Origin of the sequence: Streptomyces guryensis (assembly GCF_021261325.1) — a bacterium.
GTDB lineage: Bacteria > Actinomycetota > Actinomycetes > Streptomycetales > Streptomycetaceae > Streptomyces > Streptomyces guryensis.
In genome coordinates, this window is sequence record NZ_JAJSBI010000003.1 from 390386 (window position 1) to 405198 (window position 14813).

At 71.4% G+C, this 14813-nt stretch carries 15 protein-coding genes; 9 read left to right on the forward strand and 6 right to left on the reverse strand.

Going from position 1 to position 14813, the window contains the following annotated elements; all coding sequences use genetic code 11:
- The first annotated feature begins 89 nt into the window (after positions 1-89).
- Positions 90-848 carry an LOG family protein gene (locus LJ657_RS08725; RefSeq protein ID WP_232647819.1) on the forward strand — a complete coding sequence of 253 codons (759 nt, stop codon included), beginning with the start codon at positions 90-92 and terminating at the stop codon, positions 846-848.
- 120 nt (positions 849-968) lie between these two features.
- Here LJ657_RS08725 and folP read toward each other — a convergent pair whose 3' ends face one another.
- Positions 969-1829 (reverse strand): dihydropteroate synthase, encoded by an 861-nt coding sequence (gene folP / locus LJ657_RS08730; RefSeq protein ID WP_232647820.1) that lies wholly within the window; start codon positions 1827-1829, stop codon positions 969-971.
- A gap of 164 nt (positions 1830-1993) precedes the next feature.
- Between folP and LJ657_RS08735 the strand changes: the two genes are divergently transcribed.
- Together LJ657_RS08735 and LJ657_RS08740 are read left to right on the forward strand one after the other, a co-directional pair.
- On the forward strand, positions 1994-2362 hold the full coding sequence (locus LJ657_RS08735; RefSeq protein WP_232647976.1) for a DivIVA domain-containing protein: 369 nt from the start codon (positions 1994-1996) through the stop codon (positions 2360-2362).
- Positions 2359-2940: a DNA-3-methyladenine glycosylase I gene (locus LJ657_RS08740; protein WP_308117018.1), complete on the forward strand. Its 582-nt coding sequence runs from the start codon at positions 2359-2361 to the stop codon at positions 2938-2940. Before LJ657_RS08735 ends, LJ657_RS08740 begins: the two co-directional genes overlap by 4 nt.
- Before the next feature lie 93 nt (positions 2941-3033).
- On the opposite strand, the gene chcB is transcribed toward LJ657_RS08740, so the two are convergent.
- Complete coding sequence (gene chcB / locus LJ657_RS08745) at positions 3034-3837, reverse strand: 2-cyclohexenylcarbonyl CoA isomerase (protein ID WP_232647821.1); 804 nt, start codon at positions 3835-3837, stop codon at positions 3034-3036.
- Positions 3838-4210: 373 nt separating this feature from the next.
- Between chcB and LJ657_RS08750 the strand changes: the two genes are divergently transcribed.
- A complete protein-coding gene (locus LJ657_RS08750) occupies positions 4211-4378 on the forward strand; it encodes a DUF3117 domain-containing protein (protein WP_003966491.1) in 168 nt (55 codons plus the stop codon).
- 72 nt (positions 4379-4450) lie between these two features.
- On the opposite strand, the gene LJ657_RS08755 is transcribed toward LJ657_RS08750, so the two are convergent.
- The gene (locus LJ657_RS08755; RefSeq protein ID WP_099931145.1) at positions 4451-5083 is read right to left on the reverse strand and encodes an O-methyltransferase; all 633 of its coding nucleotides are present in this window, start codon (positions 5081-5083) and stop codon (positions 4451-4453) included.
- Between the two features lie 301 nt (positions 5084-5384).
- Here LJ657_RS08755 and sigE point away from each other — a divergent pair, with 301 nt between their 5' ends.
- From sigE to LJ657_RS08780, 5 genes are all read left to right on the forward strand, one after another.
- A complete protein-coding gene (gene sigE, locus LJ657_RS08760) occupies positions 5385-6089 on the forward strand; it encodes an RNA polymerase sigma factor SigE (protein ID WP_232647978.1) in 705 nt (234 codons plus the stop codon).
- Entirely contained in the window at positions 6086-7066 is a 981-nt protein-coding gene (locus LJ657_RS08765; RefSeq protein WP_232647822.1) for an anti-sigma factor family protein, read from the forward strand. Before sigE ends, LJ657_RS08765 begins: the two co-directional genes overlap by 4 nt.
- Positions 7067-8304: 1238 nt before the next feature.
- Positions 8305-9936 carry a S1C family serine protease gene (locus tag LJ657_RS08770; RefSeq protein ID WP_372487867.1) on the forward strand — a complete coding sequence of 544 codons (1632 nt, stop codon included), beginning with the start codon at positions 8305-8307 and terminating at the stop codon, positions 9934-9936.
- A 204-nt stretch (positions 9937-10140) separates the two neighbouring features.
- Entirely contained in the window at positions 10141-10596 is a 456-nt protein-coding gene (locus tag LJ657_RS08775) for a sec-independent translocase (protein ID WP_232647823.1), read from the forward strand.
- 260 nt (positions 10597-10856) lie between these two features.
- A complete protein-coding gene (locus LJ657_RS08780) occupies positions 10857-11534 on the forward strand; it encodes a hypothetical protein (protein WP_232647824.1) in 678 nt (225 codons plus the stop codon).
- Positions 11535-11595: 61 nt separating this feature from the next.
- On the opposite strand, the gene LJ657_RS08785 is transcribed toward LJ657_RS08780, so the two are convergent.
- Genes LJ657_RS08785 through LJ657_RS08795 form a run of 3 tightly spaced genes read right to left on the reverse strand, consistent with a single transcriptional unit; the run spans position 11596 to position 14648 of the window.
- The gene (locus LJ657_RS08785) at positions 11596-12729 is read right to left on the reverse strand and encodes an Mrp/NBP35 family ATP-binding protein (protein ID WP_232647825.1); all 1134 of its coding nucleotides are present in this window, start codon (positions 12727-12729) and stop codon (positions 11596-11598) included.
- 43 nt (positions 12730-12772) lie between these two features.
- Positions 12773-13366 (reverse strand): DUF1003 domain-containing protein, encoded by a 594-nt coding sequence (locus tag LJ657_RS08790; RefSeq protein ID WP_232647826.1) that lies wholly within the window; start codon positions 13364-13366, stop codon positions 12773-12775.
- On the reverse strand, positions 13356-14648 hold the full coding sequence (locus tag LJ657_RS08795) for a magnesium transporter MgtE N-terminal domain-containing protein (protein WP_232647827.1): 1293 nt from the start codon (positions 14646-14648) through the stop codon (positions 13356-13358). Before LJ657_RS08795 ends, LJ657_RS08790 begins: the two co-directional genes overlap by 11 nt.
- Positions 14649-14813 lie beyond the last annotated feature (165 nt).

The window sequence follows — 14813 nt, forward strand, 5'->3', positions numbered from 1 at the left end:
GCTTCACGGCGGACATGCTCAGGTCCCCCGTCCGTAACCCGCGTAGATCTACTCTGAGGTGGAAACACCTGCAAGCGGAGGGAGCGCACATGGCTACCGGGAACCCCGAGGGCAAGAAGGTGCCACCGGATGAGCAGCGTCTCGGACCGGTCCTCCGAAGGCGCGGCCAGGTGACCGAGAGCACGACCGACCAGCGGCTGCTGGACGAGCGTGCTCCCACGGACTGGGTCCACACGGACCCCTGGCGGGTGCTGCGCATCCAGTCCGAGTTCATCGAGGGATTCGGCACGCTCGCCGAACTCCCGCCCGCGATCAGCGTGTTCGGCTCGGCGCGCACGCCCGTCGACTCCCCGGAGTACGAGGCGGGCGTCCGGCTCGGCCGCGGTCTGGTGGAGGCGGGCTGGGCGGTGATCACCGGCGGCGGACCCGGCGCCATGGAGGCGGCCAACAAGGGCGCCTGCGAGGCGAAGGGCATCTCGGTCGGCCTCGGCATCGAGCTGCCCTTCGAGCAGGGGCTCAACCCCTACGTCGACATCGGCCTGAACTTCCGCTACTTCTTCGTCCGCAAGATGATGTTCGTGAAGTACGCGCAGGGCTTCGTGGTCCTGCCCGGCGGTCTGGGCACCCTGGACGAGCTCTTCGAGGCGCTCACCCTGGTCCAGACCCAGAAGGTGACCCGCTTCCCGATCGTGCTCTTCGGGAGCGAGTACTGGGGCGGCCTGGTCGACTGGCTCAAGAACACGCTGATCGCCCAGGGCAAGGCGTCGGAGAAGGACCTGCTGCTGTTCCACGTCACGGACGACGTGGACGAGGCGGTGGCGTTGGTGTCGAAGGAGGCGGCCCGCTAGGGGGAGATCCAGCCCCTCCGGCGTCTGAGGAGCGGGGGGCCGGGGGCGGAGCCCCCGGGGTCGGGACGGGTAGGGGCGGCGGGGGCGAGGATGCATCCATCAGCGGCTCCGCCGCGGGCCCTACGCCAGCCCCCGCCGCGCCACCGCCGGAGGCCGATGCCCGGCGATGGACGCCACCATGTCCAGCACCTGACGGGTCTCGGCGACCTCGTGCACCCGGTAGACCTGCGCCCCCAGCCACGCCGACACGGCCGTGGTGGCGAGCGTCCCCACCACCCGCTCCTTCAGCGGCTTGTCCAGCGTCTCGCCCACGAAGTCCTTGTTGGACAGGGAGACCAGGACGGGCCACCCCGTCTCGACCATCTCCCCGAGCCGCCGTGTCGCCTCCAGGCTGTGCCGGGTGTTCTTCCCGAAGTCGTGCCCGGGATCGATCAGCACGGACTCCCGGGGCACCCCCAGCGCCACCGCGCGCTCGGCAAGACCCAGCGTCACCCGCAGAATGTCGGCCACGACATCGTCGTACGTCACCCGATGCGGACGCGTACGCGGCTCGGCGCCGCCCGCGTGCGTGCACACCAGCCCGACCCCGTACCGCGCCGCGACCTCGGCCAGCCCGGGGTCGACGCCGCCCCACGCGTCGTTCAGCAGATCCGCGCCGGCCTCGCACACGGCCTCGCCGACCTCGGCCCGCCAGGTGTCCACACTGATGACCACGTCCGGGAAGCGCCGCCGGACCTCCGCGACGAACCCCACCGTCCGCCGAGCCTCCTCCTCGGCCGACACCTCCTCGCCCGGCCCCGCCTTCACCCCGCCGATGTCGATGATGGCAGCCCCCTCCGACACCGCCTGCTCCACGCGCGCGAGAGCGGGCTCGTCGCGGAACGTCGCTCCCTGGTCGTAGAAGGAGTCCGGGGTCCGGTTCACGATCGCCATGACCACCGGCTCGTGCGCCTCGAACGTGCGCCTGCCCAGCCTGAGCATCCCCTGTGACCTCTCGTAGTACGACCTGGGTGAGACCGGTTCCTCGGCCGCCTGCGACCCTAACTGTCAGACTCGCATGGCACGATCGGACCCTGACACATTCAGCTTCATCCTCAGTTTCATCAAGCTTCCGAACCTCGAGCGTGGGGACCACAGCGATGGTTATGTTCTTGTTCCTGGTCGTCGCTCTCGCCGTCGTGGTCGCCGCCGTGACCCTGGCCGTGGTGGGCGGCGGAGAGGGCGAGGGGCCGTTGCCCGAGGTCGCCCCCGAGCGGCTGCACGACCCGCTGCCGCTGGACCGGCCGGTGGGCCGCGCCGACGTGGACAGCCTCCGCTTCCCGCTCGCCGCCCGCGGCTACCGCATGTCGGACGTCGACGACGCCCTGGGCCGCCTCGGCGCGGAACTCGCCGAGCGCGACGCCCGTATCGCCGACCTGGAGTCCGCTCTGGCGGGCGCCCAGGCCGCCGCGCACCACGTCTCCATGGACAAGCCGATGCACGGCCAGGCGCACGGCCAGGAGGAGCAGCAGTGAGCGACGGCACCGCCATCGCCGGCCCGGACGGCGCCCTGCGCTGCCCCTGGGCCCTGTCCACCGAGGACTACGTGGCGTACCACGACGAGGAGTGGGGCCGCCCGGTGCACGGCGACGACGCCCTCTTCGAGCGCCTCAGCCTGGAGGCCTTCCAGTCCGGCCTGTCCTGGATCACGATCCTGCGCCGCCGCCCCGGCTTCCGCGCGGCCTTCGCCGACTTCGGGATCGCCAAGGTCGCCGCCTTCACGGAAACGGACCGCGCCCGCCTCCTCACCGACGCGGGCATCATCCGAAACAGAGCCAAGATCGACGCGACACTGGCCAACGCGCGTGTGCTGGCGGAGTGGGCGCCGGGTGAGCTGGACACTTTCATCTGGTCGTACGCGCCGGCCGCGGGGCCGGCCCCGAAGACTCTGGGCGATGTCCCCGCCGTCACACCTGAGTCGACGGCCCTGTCCAAGGCTTTGAAGAAGCGGGGCCTGCGTTTTGTCGGCCCCACGACGGCGTACGCCCTGATGCAGGCGTGCGGGCTGGTCGACGATCACCTGGCAGCATGCGTTGCCAGAAGCGCCCCGTGAGGGGCGCGGGGCCGTATCGATATGCGGCTCCGCCGCGTGGGGCGATCAACCACGACGAACCCGCAGTCCCCGACGGCGCTCAAGCACCCGGGCTCACCGGCCCAAGTACTTCGGCTTCTCCTTGTTGACGAAGGCCTGCACGGCGATCACATGGTCTTCCGAGGACCCCGCCCGGGTCTGCAGCTCGTCCTCCTTGTCCAGCGTCTCGGACAAGGTGTGCGAGAACCCGTAAGCCACCGCTTCCTTGATCGCCGCATACGCCACCGTCGGCCCCTCGGCCAGCGCTCGAGCCACCTTCTCCGCCTCGGCATGCAGCTCGCCGACCGGCACCAGCCGGCCCGCGATCCCCAGCTCGTACGCCTCCTGGGCCTTGATGCTCCGCGGGAAGAGCAGCAGGTCCGCGGCGCGCCCGGGCCCCACGACCCGTGGCAGGGTCCAGGACATGCCGGAGTCGGCGGTCAGCGCGACCCCCGCGAAGGACGTGTTGAAGGCAGCGGTGTCCGCGACGATGCGGTAGTCCGCGGCGAGGGCGAGCCCGAAGCCCGCCCCGGCGGCAACCCCGTTCACCCCGGCCACCACCGGCTTCGGCATCCCGGCGATCGCCCGCACCACCGGGTTGTAGTGCTCCTTCACCGTGCTCATGGTCTGCCCGGACCCCGTCTCCCGGTCCTGCGCCAGCAGCCCGATGTGCTCCTTGAGGTCCTGCCCCACACAGAACGCCCGCTCCCCGGCGGCGGTCAGCAGCACCGCCCGCACGGCGTCGTCCTCGGCCGCGGAGCCGACCGCCTCCCGCAGGGCGACCTTCGTCGCGATGTTCAGCGCGTTCATCGCCTCCGGGCGGTTCAGCGTGATCGTCGCGAGTCCGTCGCTCACCTCGTAGAGCACGGTGTCGGCCATGGTGTGTCCCCTCGGCTGTCGCGGTTCAGGCGTACCGGCCGGTACGCCCCTGTCCGTAGGACAGCATGGCGGAGATCACCGCCGGGGTACCGGAGTGGACGTGTGACCTGCGTCAAAGAATTCGGGACGGTTTCCGGTCGGCGGAACTGCGTGCGGCCGCGCAGTATCGCAGTCACATCGCCGAATTGGGTGGTTTTGCTCGCGCGCGTTGCCCAAGCGATGCCGACTGATGTTGGTCATCGGGTCCTGAGATGCGGGATAATGGCTTGGAAGCAATGTGTTCGATGCCGGTGTCGCGTGTCTCACGCTGCGCGCGTGCCCTGCCAGGGCCGTCGGCTTTGACGATGAGCTGGTTTCAGGAAGGGGAACGAGCATGGCGGCCATGAAGCCGCGGACGGGCGATGGCCCGCTCGAGGTGACCAAGGAGGGGCGGGGCATCGTCATGCGCGTTCCGCTCGAAGGCGGCGGTCGGCTCGTCGTCGAGCTGACCCCTGACGAGGCCGACGCGCTCGGCGACGCCCTCAAGAAGGTCGTCGGCTGACGCGGAAGCGACCATACCCTTTCGACAACCCCGGCATCCAAGCGATGCCGGGGTTGCTGTCTGTGGACCTCGTCACCGCTTGACGGCACAGAGCAGGCCGTCGCCCACCGGCAGCAGCGACGGCACCAGCTCCTGGCTCTCGCGCACCGCGCGCAGCAGCTCCCGCAGCCGCAGTACCTCCGTGGGCTGCGGGCCCGAGTCCACCGTGCGGCCGTTGGCGAAGACGCCCTCGAAGACGACGAGGCCGCCGGGGCGCAGCAGACGCAACGATTCAGCGAGGTAGTCGAGGAATTCCAGGCGGTCGCCGTCACAGAACACGAGGTCGTAGCCGGCGTCCGCGAGGCGGGGCAGGACGTCCAGGGCGCGGCCCGGGATGAACCGGGCGCGGTTGCTGGCGAAACCGGAGGCACGGAAGGCCTGGCGGGCGAACTGCTGGTGCTCCGGCTCGGGGTCCACCGTGGTCAGCACCCCGTCCGGGCGCATGCCGTGCAGCAGATGGATGCCGGAGACGCCGGTGCCGGTGCCGATCTCCGCCACCGCCTTCGCGTCCACCGACGCCGCCAGCAACCGCAGCGCGGAGCCCGTGCCGGGAGACACCGAGCGCAGGCCCGCCTCACGGGCCCGGTCACGGGCCCAGCGCAGCACTTCGTCCTCGGCGACGTAGGCGTCGGCGAACGCCCAGCTCGTCTGCCGGTTGCCGGTAATGACCCTCTCCTGTCCCCGTGGTTGCCTGGGCGTGACTGTATCCGTTGGCGCCGGGAACCCGCAGATGGGACCGGGCGTTTAGAGGGGTAGGAGACGGCACGGGGGGACACGGTTGGATCACGATGAGGGGCGGCGGCCCGAGCAACTGCGGAAGCAGGGGTCCGAGCGGTATCAGCCCAGATCAAATTCTCGTAAAACCGCTTATCCGGAGCTAACGGGCGAGGTGGCTATGGTAGGGGCTCCACTGGACACCACCAGAGCCGACAGGGGAGGTGCGGCTGCACCTGTGGATCGGGGAGGAGTGCTGCGGCGCTTTCTCGGATCGGCAGGCAGGCCGAAATCCGTGAACGACACCGTTGCTGACCACGACCGCGCCGCCGACCAGGCCCAGACCGCGACTTTCTCCACCGACGCGGACGGGCAGGCGTGGACTCCGCCCACCTGGGAGGAGATCGTCAGCACCCACAGCGGCCGCGTCTACCGGCTCGCCTACCGTCTGACGGGCAACCAGCACGACGCCGAGGACCTCACCCAGGAGGTCTTCGTCCGCGTCTTCCGATCCCTGTCGACCTACACGCCGGGCACCTTCGAGGGCTGGCTGCACAGGATCACCACCAACCTCTTCCTGGACATGGTCCGCCGCAAGCAGCGCATCCGCTTCGACGCCCTGGGCGACGACGCGGCCGAGCGGCTGCCGAGCCGTGAGCCGTCGCCCCAGCAGGTCTTCAACGACGCCCACTTCGACGCGGACGTCCAGCAGGCCCTCGACACCCTCGCGCCCGAGTTCCGTGCCGCGGTCGTCCTGTGCGACATCGAGGGCCTGTCGTACGAGGAGATCGCCGCGACCCTCGGCGTCAAGCTTGGTACGGTCCGCTCCCGGATCCACCGCGGCCGCTCACAGCTGCGCAAGGCTCTCGCGCACCGCTCGCCGGAGGCCCGCGCCTCCGAGCGCCGCTCGTTCGTGCCTCGTGTAGCCGCACTGGGGGGAGGGGGCGCGACCGCGTGAGTGGAACACGACCCAGCCCCGCCGAGAGGCGTCTGGCCGAGCAGCACCTGGGAGACCGACTCTCCGCCCTGGTGGACGGAGAGCTCGGTCATGAGTCGCGTGAGCGTGTCCTCGCCCACCTGGCCACCTGCGCCAAGTGCAAGGCGGAGGCCGATGCGCAGCGACAGTTGAAGAACGTGTTCGCGGAAGCGGCCCCGCCGCCGCCCTCCGAGAGCTTCCTGGCCCGTCTGCAAGGACTTCCGGGGGGAGATGATCCAGACGGCGATGGCTCGCCGTTCGGCGGGGGAGGACTCCTCGGCGGAACCTCCGGAAGACCGGGCGTCACCGGAGTCTTCGGCCTGAGGCGTGGCGAGCGCTTCGAGTTCGGCTACGTCCCCTCTTCTTCCCCGCATGCCCCCCTGCCTCCGCCGTCCGCGGACCGCGGCTTCCGTATACACGACGTCAGCCGGCACGAGGCCGAGCGGTCGGCATCGCGCGGGATGCGGTTCGCGTTCGTCGCCGCCGGTGCCGTGTCGCTCGCCGCGGTCGCGCTGGGCGGTGTCACGACGGGCACCACGGCCGACACCACGGACGCGCGCGGCGGCACAGGGGCGGGCAGCAATGTGACCCCGATGCGTACGCAGGGGGCGGGCGCCGCGACGGCCCCCGAGGCCCAGCGGCGCCGTGGCACAGGCCCGCTGCTCGCGCAGGGCCGGCAGTCGCTCGGTGACGCCCCGGTGGCCCCCACCGCGGTGTCCGCACCACTGCTGCCGGGTGTACCGAGCCCTGCCACCGCGGCGCAGGCCATGCATGCGCTGACCACCCCAGTGGTGGCGGGTGCCGCGGTGATGTCCCCGCTGATACGTCCGCTCACCTCGACCCCGCCGCTCACCCTGACCTCGTGGTCCACGGCCCCCGAGGTCTCGTCCCCCGGCCTGCTGGCCGCCCCCGCGCCCGACTCGGCCTCCGCTCCCTCCTCCCCTCACACCTCCCGCTGACCGGCCCCTGCGCGACGGCCCGCGAACCTGGTTGAATCCAGGGTGGACCGCGCCCAGGCAGACAGCCGCGCGCGGAGTCGACAACTGCGGCCACCGCCGAGGAGCCGTGCCGCGGCGTGGCCAGCTGTGGGGAGATCATGAGCGAGGGGAAGCCCACGAAGCCGAAGTGGTGGAACCGACCACGCCCGCAGAGCCTTGCGGGGGACCCGACGGGTGCTGCCCCCGCGCCGATGACTGCTGAGGCGGTGGGTTCGCAGGGGCCTGCGAAGGCGGCACCGGGCTCGGCGGCGGTTGCGGATGCGGCGGTGGGTCCGGTGGACGCGACGCCGGGGCGGACGGATGCCGCGGGTTCGCCGATGTCCGGGGGTACGGCTCCGGGGTCGTCGGCGGTCGCCGATACCGCGGCTGGTGCGACCGGGGCGGTGGATGCGGCGCCGCGACCCGTGGCCGGGGCCGCGCCGGTGGACGGCGGGGCGGCCCTGTCGCATGACGCTGCCGACGGCGGTGACTACGAGTTGGGCCCGCCGACCGGGGTCGGCAGTGGGATGGCGGCCTCCGAGGCCGGCGTTGAGCCGGGTCGGCCGGAGGGTGTTGGCAGCGGTGGTGCCGCTGGTTCCGGTGACGACTTCGAGCTTGGCCGGCCGGAACGGTTTTCCGGTGAGCGCGCGGCTGTCGCCGACGAAGACTTCGAGTCGGAGCGGCCGGAAGGTACCGGGAGCAAGAGCGCGGTTTCTACGGAAGGCGAGGTCGGGCCGGGGCGCCCCGCTGTGGGCGGCAGCGGCGGACGTGGTCTCCCCGAGGGTGACTTCGAGCTGAGGGCTCCGGGGGACATAGCCGGGGCGGCGACCGACGGCAGCCCGGCCGTGGGCTCGCAGGACGCCCCCGAGGCAGCGGGCTCCGACGGGCCGCACACCGGGGGTGACTTCGAGCCGGGCCGGCCCGTCGAGGCGGCTTCCTTCGCGGAAACCGCCACGGACACGGCTACGGTTCCCGCCCCGGCGCCGCCTGCCGCCGAGCGTCCCAAGCCGCTGCACGACCCTGATCCCTACAGCACCCCGCCGTACGGAGAGCCCGGCCCCTGGGCCCCCGCCCCGCCGGTACAGCACCCGGCGGCCACCTCCCCGCAGGGCACGGCGATACCGAGGCCGACACCGCCCCACCCCGCGCCGCCTCCGGTGCCTTCGTCGGCTGCCGGTGCGCCGGTCGTCTCGGCACCCGTGGGCGGTGTGCCCGCCCCTATGGCCGCCCCGTCCCACCCCGCGCCGCCTCCGGTGCCTTCGTCGGCTGCCGGTGCGCCGGTCGTCTCGGCACCCGTGGGCGGTGTGCCCGCCCCTATGGCCGCCCCGTCCCATGCCGCGCCGACCCCGGTGCCTTCGTCGGCTGCCGGTGCGCCGGTTGTCTCCGCGCCTGTGGCCGGTGTGCCCGCCCCTATGGCCGCCCCGCCCCACGCCGCACCGCCCCCGGAGCCGCCGTCGCCCCCCGGCACGCCCGGCTCGGGAGCACCTGCCCCCCTGGCAGCCCCCGAACTGCACGGACCTGCCGCCTCGACGCAGCCTCCCGGCACATCGGCCCACCTGCCGTCCGCTGCTGCTGCCGTCCCCCTGGCAGCTCCCGAGGCCCAGACCGCACCCGCCTCCACACAGCCCCCCGGCGGCATACCGTCGGCTCCCGGCGCCCCCGTCTCCACCCCCTGGCAGAACTACGACCCCTGGGCTCCCGCCCCCCTCCAGCAGACCGGGGCTGTCGTCGAGGGGAAGGACAAGCAGCGGCGGGTGAAGAGGGGGCTCGTGGGGGGTGCAGTGGCACTTGCGCTTGCGGCCGGTGGTGTCGGTGGGGTCGTCGGGGCGTATGTGGAGCGCAACGTGGGGGCCGTGGAGCTGCCCCAGGCCGGGAAGGAGCCTGCGGGGCGGGCTCCGGGCAGTGTGGCCGCGATTGCCGCCCGGGCCCTGCCCAGCGTGGTGACCCTGCATGTCACCGGCTCAGACGATTCCGGCACCGGGACCGGGGTCGTGCTCGACGACCAGGGGCACATCCTCACCAACAACCACGTCGTCGAACCGGCCGCCGGGTCGAAAGGCGGGATATCGGTGACCTTCAACAGCGGGGACACGGCGAAGGCCAGCGTCGTGGGGAGGGACAGCGGCTACGACCTCGCCGTCGTCAAGGTCAGCGATGTGCGCGGGCTGAAGCCCATGGCCCTGGGCAATTCCGACAATGTCCAGGTCGGCGACCCCGTCGTCGCCATCGGCGCGCCCTTCGATCTGGCGGGCACCGTCACCTCCGGCATCATCAGCGCCAAGGAACGGCCCATCACCGCCGGCGGCGACAGCTCCGACGGCAGCGATGTGTCGTACGTCGACGCGCTGCAGACCGATGCGCCGATCAACCCCGGCAACTCCGGCGGTCCGCTGCTCGACTCCAGGGCCCGCGTCATCGGCATCAACTCCGCCATCCGGTCCGCGGACAGCACCTCCGACGACAGCGGACAGGCCGGTTCCATCGGGCTCGGCTTCGCCATCCCCGTCAACCAGGCCAAGCGGGTCGCCGAGGAGCTCATCAACACCGGCAGGGCGACCCACCCGGTCATCGGCGTCACCCTCGACATGGACTACACCGGCGACGGCGCCCGCGTCGGCACCAAGGCGTCCGGCGGCGGCCCCGCCGTCAGCGCGCATGGCCCGGGAGAGAAGGCCGGCCTCAAGGCGGGCGACGTCATCACCGACGTGGACGGCCAGCGTGTGCACTCCGGCGAGGAGCTGATCGTCAAGACCCGCGCCCACCGCCCCGGCGACCGCCTGCGGCTGACCGTGTGGCGCGACGGCAGGGAGAAGAAGATCTCGCTGGTGCTCGGTTCCGCCGACGGCGACTGATTGACACAAACCTCACAGGTATGACCCCCAACGGTCGCCCCACAAGGCAAACAACCCCCAAAACCGCGCAGGAAGACGCACTCGGTAACCCCGGGACAGTACCGGTCGTATGGGATGGCCGGGTACCGTGGATCCGGCCCGGACCACGGAAGACCCCGCAGACCACCGAGGGCCGAGGACCGAGGACATCGCAAGGAGCTTCAGGTGTTCAATGACGTAGGACCGCTCGAGCTGGTGACGCTCGTTGTCCTTGCCGTGCTCGTCTTCGGTCCGGACAAGCTCCCGAAGTTCATCCAGGACGTCACACGGACGATCCGCAAGATCCGTGAGTTCTCGGAGAGCGCCAAGGACGACATCCGGTCGGAACTCGGCCCGGAGTTCAAGGACTTCGAGTTCGAGGACCTCAACCCCAAGACGTTCGTCCGCAAGCACCTGAACAACGACGAACTGGGGCTCAAGGAGATCCGCAACGGCTTCGACCTGAAGAAGGAGATGGCCGAGGTCACGGACGCGGTCCACGGCACCGACTCGCCGTCGTCCTCGTCGACGCCCTCGTCCCCCTCCGCCTCCCCGTCGTCCGGTTCCACCGGCGGCCGGGTCGACATGACGAAGAAGCCCGAGGAAGACGACCGCCCGCCCTTCGACGCGGACGCCACCTGAGAGCCTGTCGACACAGGCTCTGAGCCGTACGCCCCGGACGATCCTCTGCGCCGTACGTGACGCGTTTCATACTCCACGGCGCCCCCGCACGGCCTGAAACCCGCCCTCGGCGCGACCCACGCGCCGGGCGGTTTCCGTGCTGTCCTGAGTGGGGTGGCTATGCTGCCGAGTTGTTGTGCGGACCGTACTTCGAGGAGTAACGCCGCCCGAAGGGGGGCGGGCCGCTCCGGTCCGACGAGAGCGAGGAGGCGTCCGGGCACATGGAGACGACGAGTCAGGCGGTAGCCGTCGACCGTGCGCCGGCCGAGGAGGGCGCAGAACAGCTCCCCTCCGGCCGGCGCACGGTCGACGGCTACCTGCAGGCGCCCTTCCCGTGGTACGGCCTCGACGAGGCCTTCACGGGCCCGCGCTGGCTGATGCAGGTCGGGACGGCGGCCGACGAAGCTGTCGAACACGGTTCGATCGGGCACGGCGACGAGCCCTCCGTGAAGAACGAGTACGCGGTCGGCACGGCCGGCGAGCCCAAGGAGAAGTTCGCGGTCGTGGTCACGGTCGCGGCCAACCCCGTGCGGCGCAGCGCGGACGGCACGGGGCTCCTGGAGGCCACCTCGGTGTCCTCGGCGGCCTGGCTCGCGGGTGTGGGGCTGCTGTCCTTCACCTGGCCGGGGCAGATGGACCACTCCCTGCGTGACGACTGGCTGGAGCAGCAGACCGAGACGGCCTGGGCCCTCGCGGACGATCTGGACGGTCCGGACTGGTCGACGCTGTCCCTGCCGGTGGACGGCGTCCCGACCCCGTTCCACTATCGCGAGTCCGAGTTCGGCTGGGTCCTCGCGGGCTCCACGCAGCAGGGGGTGCACGTGGGGGCATACGGGAGAGGCATGAGCGCCTACGGCCTGGCCTTCGCCATGATCAAGGACATCGGCGCCTACGCCTAGTCAGGGGTACGGCAGAGGGGGCGCTGTCCTGATGGACAGCGCCCCCTCTGCCGTAGAAGCCCTAGAACTTGTTCTTCGGCGTGATCCCCAGCGACAGCCCCGACAGGCCGCGCCGGCGGCCGCCCAGCTTGCCCGCGATGCCGCGCAGGGCCGCGCCCGCCGGGGAGTCGGGGTCGGTCAGGACCACCGGCTTGCCCTCGTCGCCGCCCTCGCGGAGGCGGACGTCGATCGGGATGGCACCGAGGACGGGGACCGTCGCGCCGGTCGTACGGGTCAGGCCGTCCGCGACCGTCTGGCCGCCGCCGGTGCCGAAGACGTCGACCATCTCGCCGCAGTGCGGGCAGGGCAGGCCGGACATGTTCTCGACCACGCCGACGATCTTCTGGTGGGTCTGGACGGCGATGGAGCCGGCCCGCTCGGCGACCTCGGCGGCCGCCTGCTGCGGGGTCGTCACGACCAGGATCTCGGCGTTCGGGACGAGCTGGGCGACCGAGATGGCGATGTCGCCCGTGCCCGGCGGGAGGTCGAGAAGCAGGACGTCCAGGTCGCCCCAGTACACGTCCGCCAGGAACTGCTGCAGCGCGCGGTGGAGCATCGGGCCGCGCCAGACCACCGGCGCGTTGCCCGGCGTGAACATGCCGATGGAGATGACCTTCACGCCGTTGGCCGAAGGCGGCATGATCATGTTCTCGACCTGGGTCGGACGGCCGTCCACGCCCAGCATGCGCGGCACCGAGTGGCCGTAGATGTCGGCGTCGACGACGCCCACCTTGAGGCCGTCGGCGGCCATCGCCGCCGCCAGGTTCACCGTCACCGAGGACTTGCCGACGCCGCCCTTGCCGGACGCGACCGCGTACACGCGGGTGAGGGAGCCCGGCTTGGCGAAGGGGACCTCGCGCTCGGCCGTGCCGCCGCGCAGAGCGGCCGCCAGCTCCTTGCGCTGCTCGTCACTCATGACGTCGAGCGTCACGTCGACGCGGGTGACGCCGTCGACCCTGGAGACCGCCTCGGTCACGCGCTGCGTGATCGTCTCGCGCATCGGGCAGCCGGAGACCGTCAGGTACACGGTGACCGCGACCGCTCCGTCCGCGCCGATCTCCACCGACTTCACCATCCCGAGCTCGGTGATGGGCCGGTTGATCTCGGGGTCGTTCACCGTCGCCAGTGCCTCGCGCACCGCGTCTTCGCTAGCCATAGGAACGATGGTACGGCTCGGTAGCAGGGCCCGGGTAAGCCCGTCAGCGGTCTTCTACGTCACGTCCGTGCGACCGTTCTGCCGGGAATACGGCATGTTCGTGGTGGCCGTCCTGCCGTCCGTCCAGCTCCTTGACCAGGTCCTGCAGCTCGGAGCGGATCCAGTCGCGGGTCGCCACCTCGCCGAGGCCGATGCGCAGGGAGGCGATCTCACGGGTCAGATACTCGGTGTCGGCGATCGAGCGCTCGTTCTGCTTGCGGTCCTGTTCGAGGTTGACCCGGTCCCGGTCGTCCTGCCGGTTCTGCGCGAGCAGGATCAGCGGGGCCGCGTAGGAGGCCTGGAGCGACAGCATCAGGGTCAGGAAGATGAACGGGTAGTTGTCGAAGCGCAGACCGTGCGGCGCGAAGACGTTCCACAGCACCCACGCGATGATGACGACCGTCATCCAGACGATGAACCGCCCGGTGCCCAGGAAGCGCGCGATGCGCTCGGAGAGCCGTCCGAAGGCCTCCGGGTCCCACTCGGGCAGGATCCGGCGGCGCGGCGGCCGCGGCTGGTCGAGGCGGGGACGCGTGCGCGTGGTCGCCGTCGCACCCGCCGGGGTGCGCTCGCGGCCGGTCTCGCGCTCAGGAGGCATGGGGGGCCGCCCCCTCGTCGTCCTCGTCGAGGTGGAACTCGGTCTCCCGCCAGTCCTCGGGCAGCATGTGGTCCAGTACGTCGTCCACCGTCACCGCGCCGAGCAGCGACCCGGCCTCGTCGACGACCGGCGCCGCGACCATGTCGTACGCCGCGAAGAACCCGGCGACGATGGGCAGTGCTGCCTCGGGGTCGAGGGGCTGAAGGTCGTCGTCGATGATCGAGCTGACCAGCGTGTACGGCGGGTCGCGCAGCAGCCGCTGGAAGTGGACCGTGCCGAGGTACTTGCCGGTCGGCGTCTCGTCGGGCGGGCGGCAGACGTAGACCTGCGCGGCGAGGGCGGGGGAGAGGTCGCGGTTGCGTACGCGCGCCAGGGCGTCGGCGACGGTGGCGTCAGGGCGCAGGACGATCGGCTCGGTCGTCATGAGTCCGCCCGCCGTCTTCTCCTCGTACGCCATGAGCCGGCGCATGTCGGCCGCGTCGCCCGGCTCCATCAGGCTCAGCAGCCGTTCCTTGTCCTCCTCCGGCAGCTCGGAGAGCAGGTCGGCCGCGTCGTCCGGGTCCATGGCCTCCAGGACGTCGGCGGCGCGCTCCTCCTTCAGCTTGCCGAGGATCTCGATCTGGTCGTCCTCGGGGAGCTCTTCGAGTACGTCGGCCAGCCGGTCGTCGTCGAGGGCGGCGGCGACCTCTGCGCGGCGCTTGGCGGAGAGATGGTGCAGGACGTTCGCCAGGTCGGCGGGGCGCAGCTGCTCGAAGGTGGCGAGCAGGCTCTCGGCGCCCTGCCCGTGCTCCTCCAGGGAGAAGCCGGTGACGGCCGACCACTCCACGGTCAGCGTCTCGCCCTTGGCCCGCCGGAAGGCGCCGCCCTTCTTCCCCTTGCGCACGAAGACGCGGCCGATCTCCCAGTCCCGGCGGGCCGGGAGCTGCTGCACCGACACGTCGAGGACGGTGACCTGTTCACCGGTCTCGGCGAGTGTGACGCGCCGGTCGAGGAGCTCGCCGAACACGAGGCGCTCGGTGGGGCGTTGCTCGAAGCGGCGGACGTTGAGCACGCCGGTGGTGATGACCTGGCCGGACTCGATGCTGGTCACCCGGGTCATGGGCAGGAAGATACGGCGCCGGCTGGGCAGTTCGACGACCAGCCCGAGCACGCGCGGGGGCCGACGCCCGACGCGCAGCATGACGACCAGATCGCGTACGCGCCCCACCTGGTCGCCGCTCGGGTCGAAGGCGGCGACGCCGGCGAGATGCGAGACGAAGATCCGGGGCGCGCCCGCTGCCATGGCTGCGCCTCCTTTTCGTATGGGTGTCGAGTGCTGCGTGTAGCTGCTGTGCGTCATTTCCGAATTGCCCGCTGGGATGGGCTTCAGGCTAGCCCGTACCGATCGGATCCGCCCTGGTGGGAGCTCCGGACGCACTGGCTCCGCCCGGCCCGACCGCACCCGTTA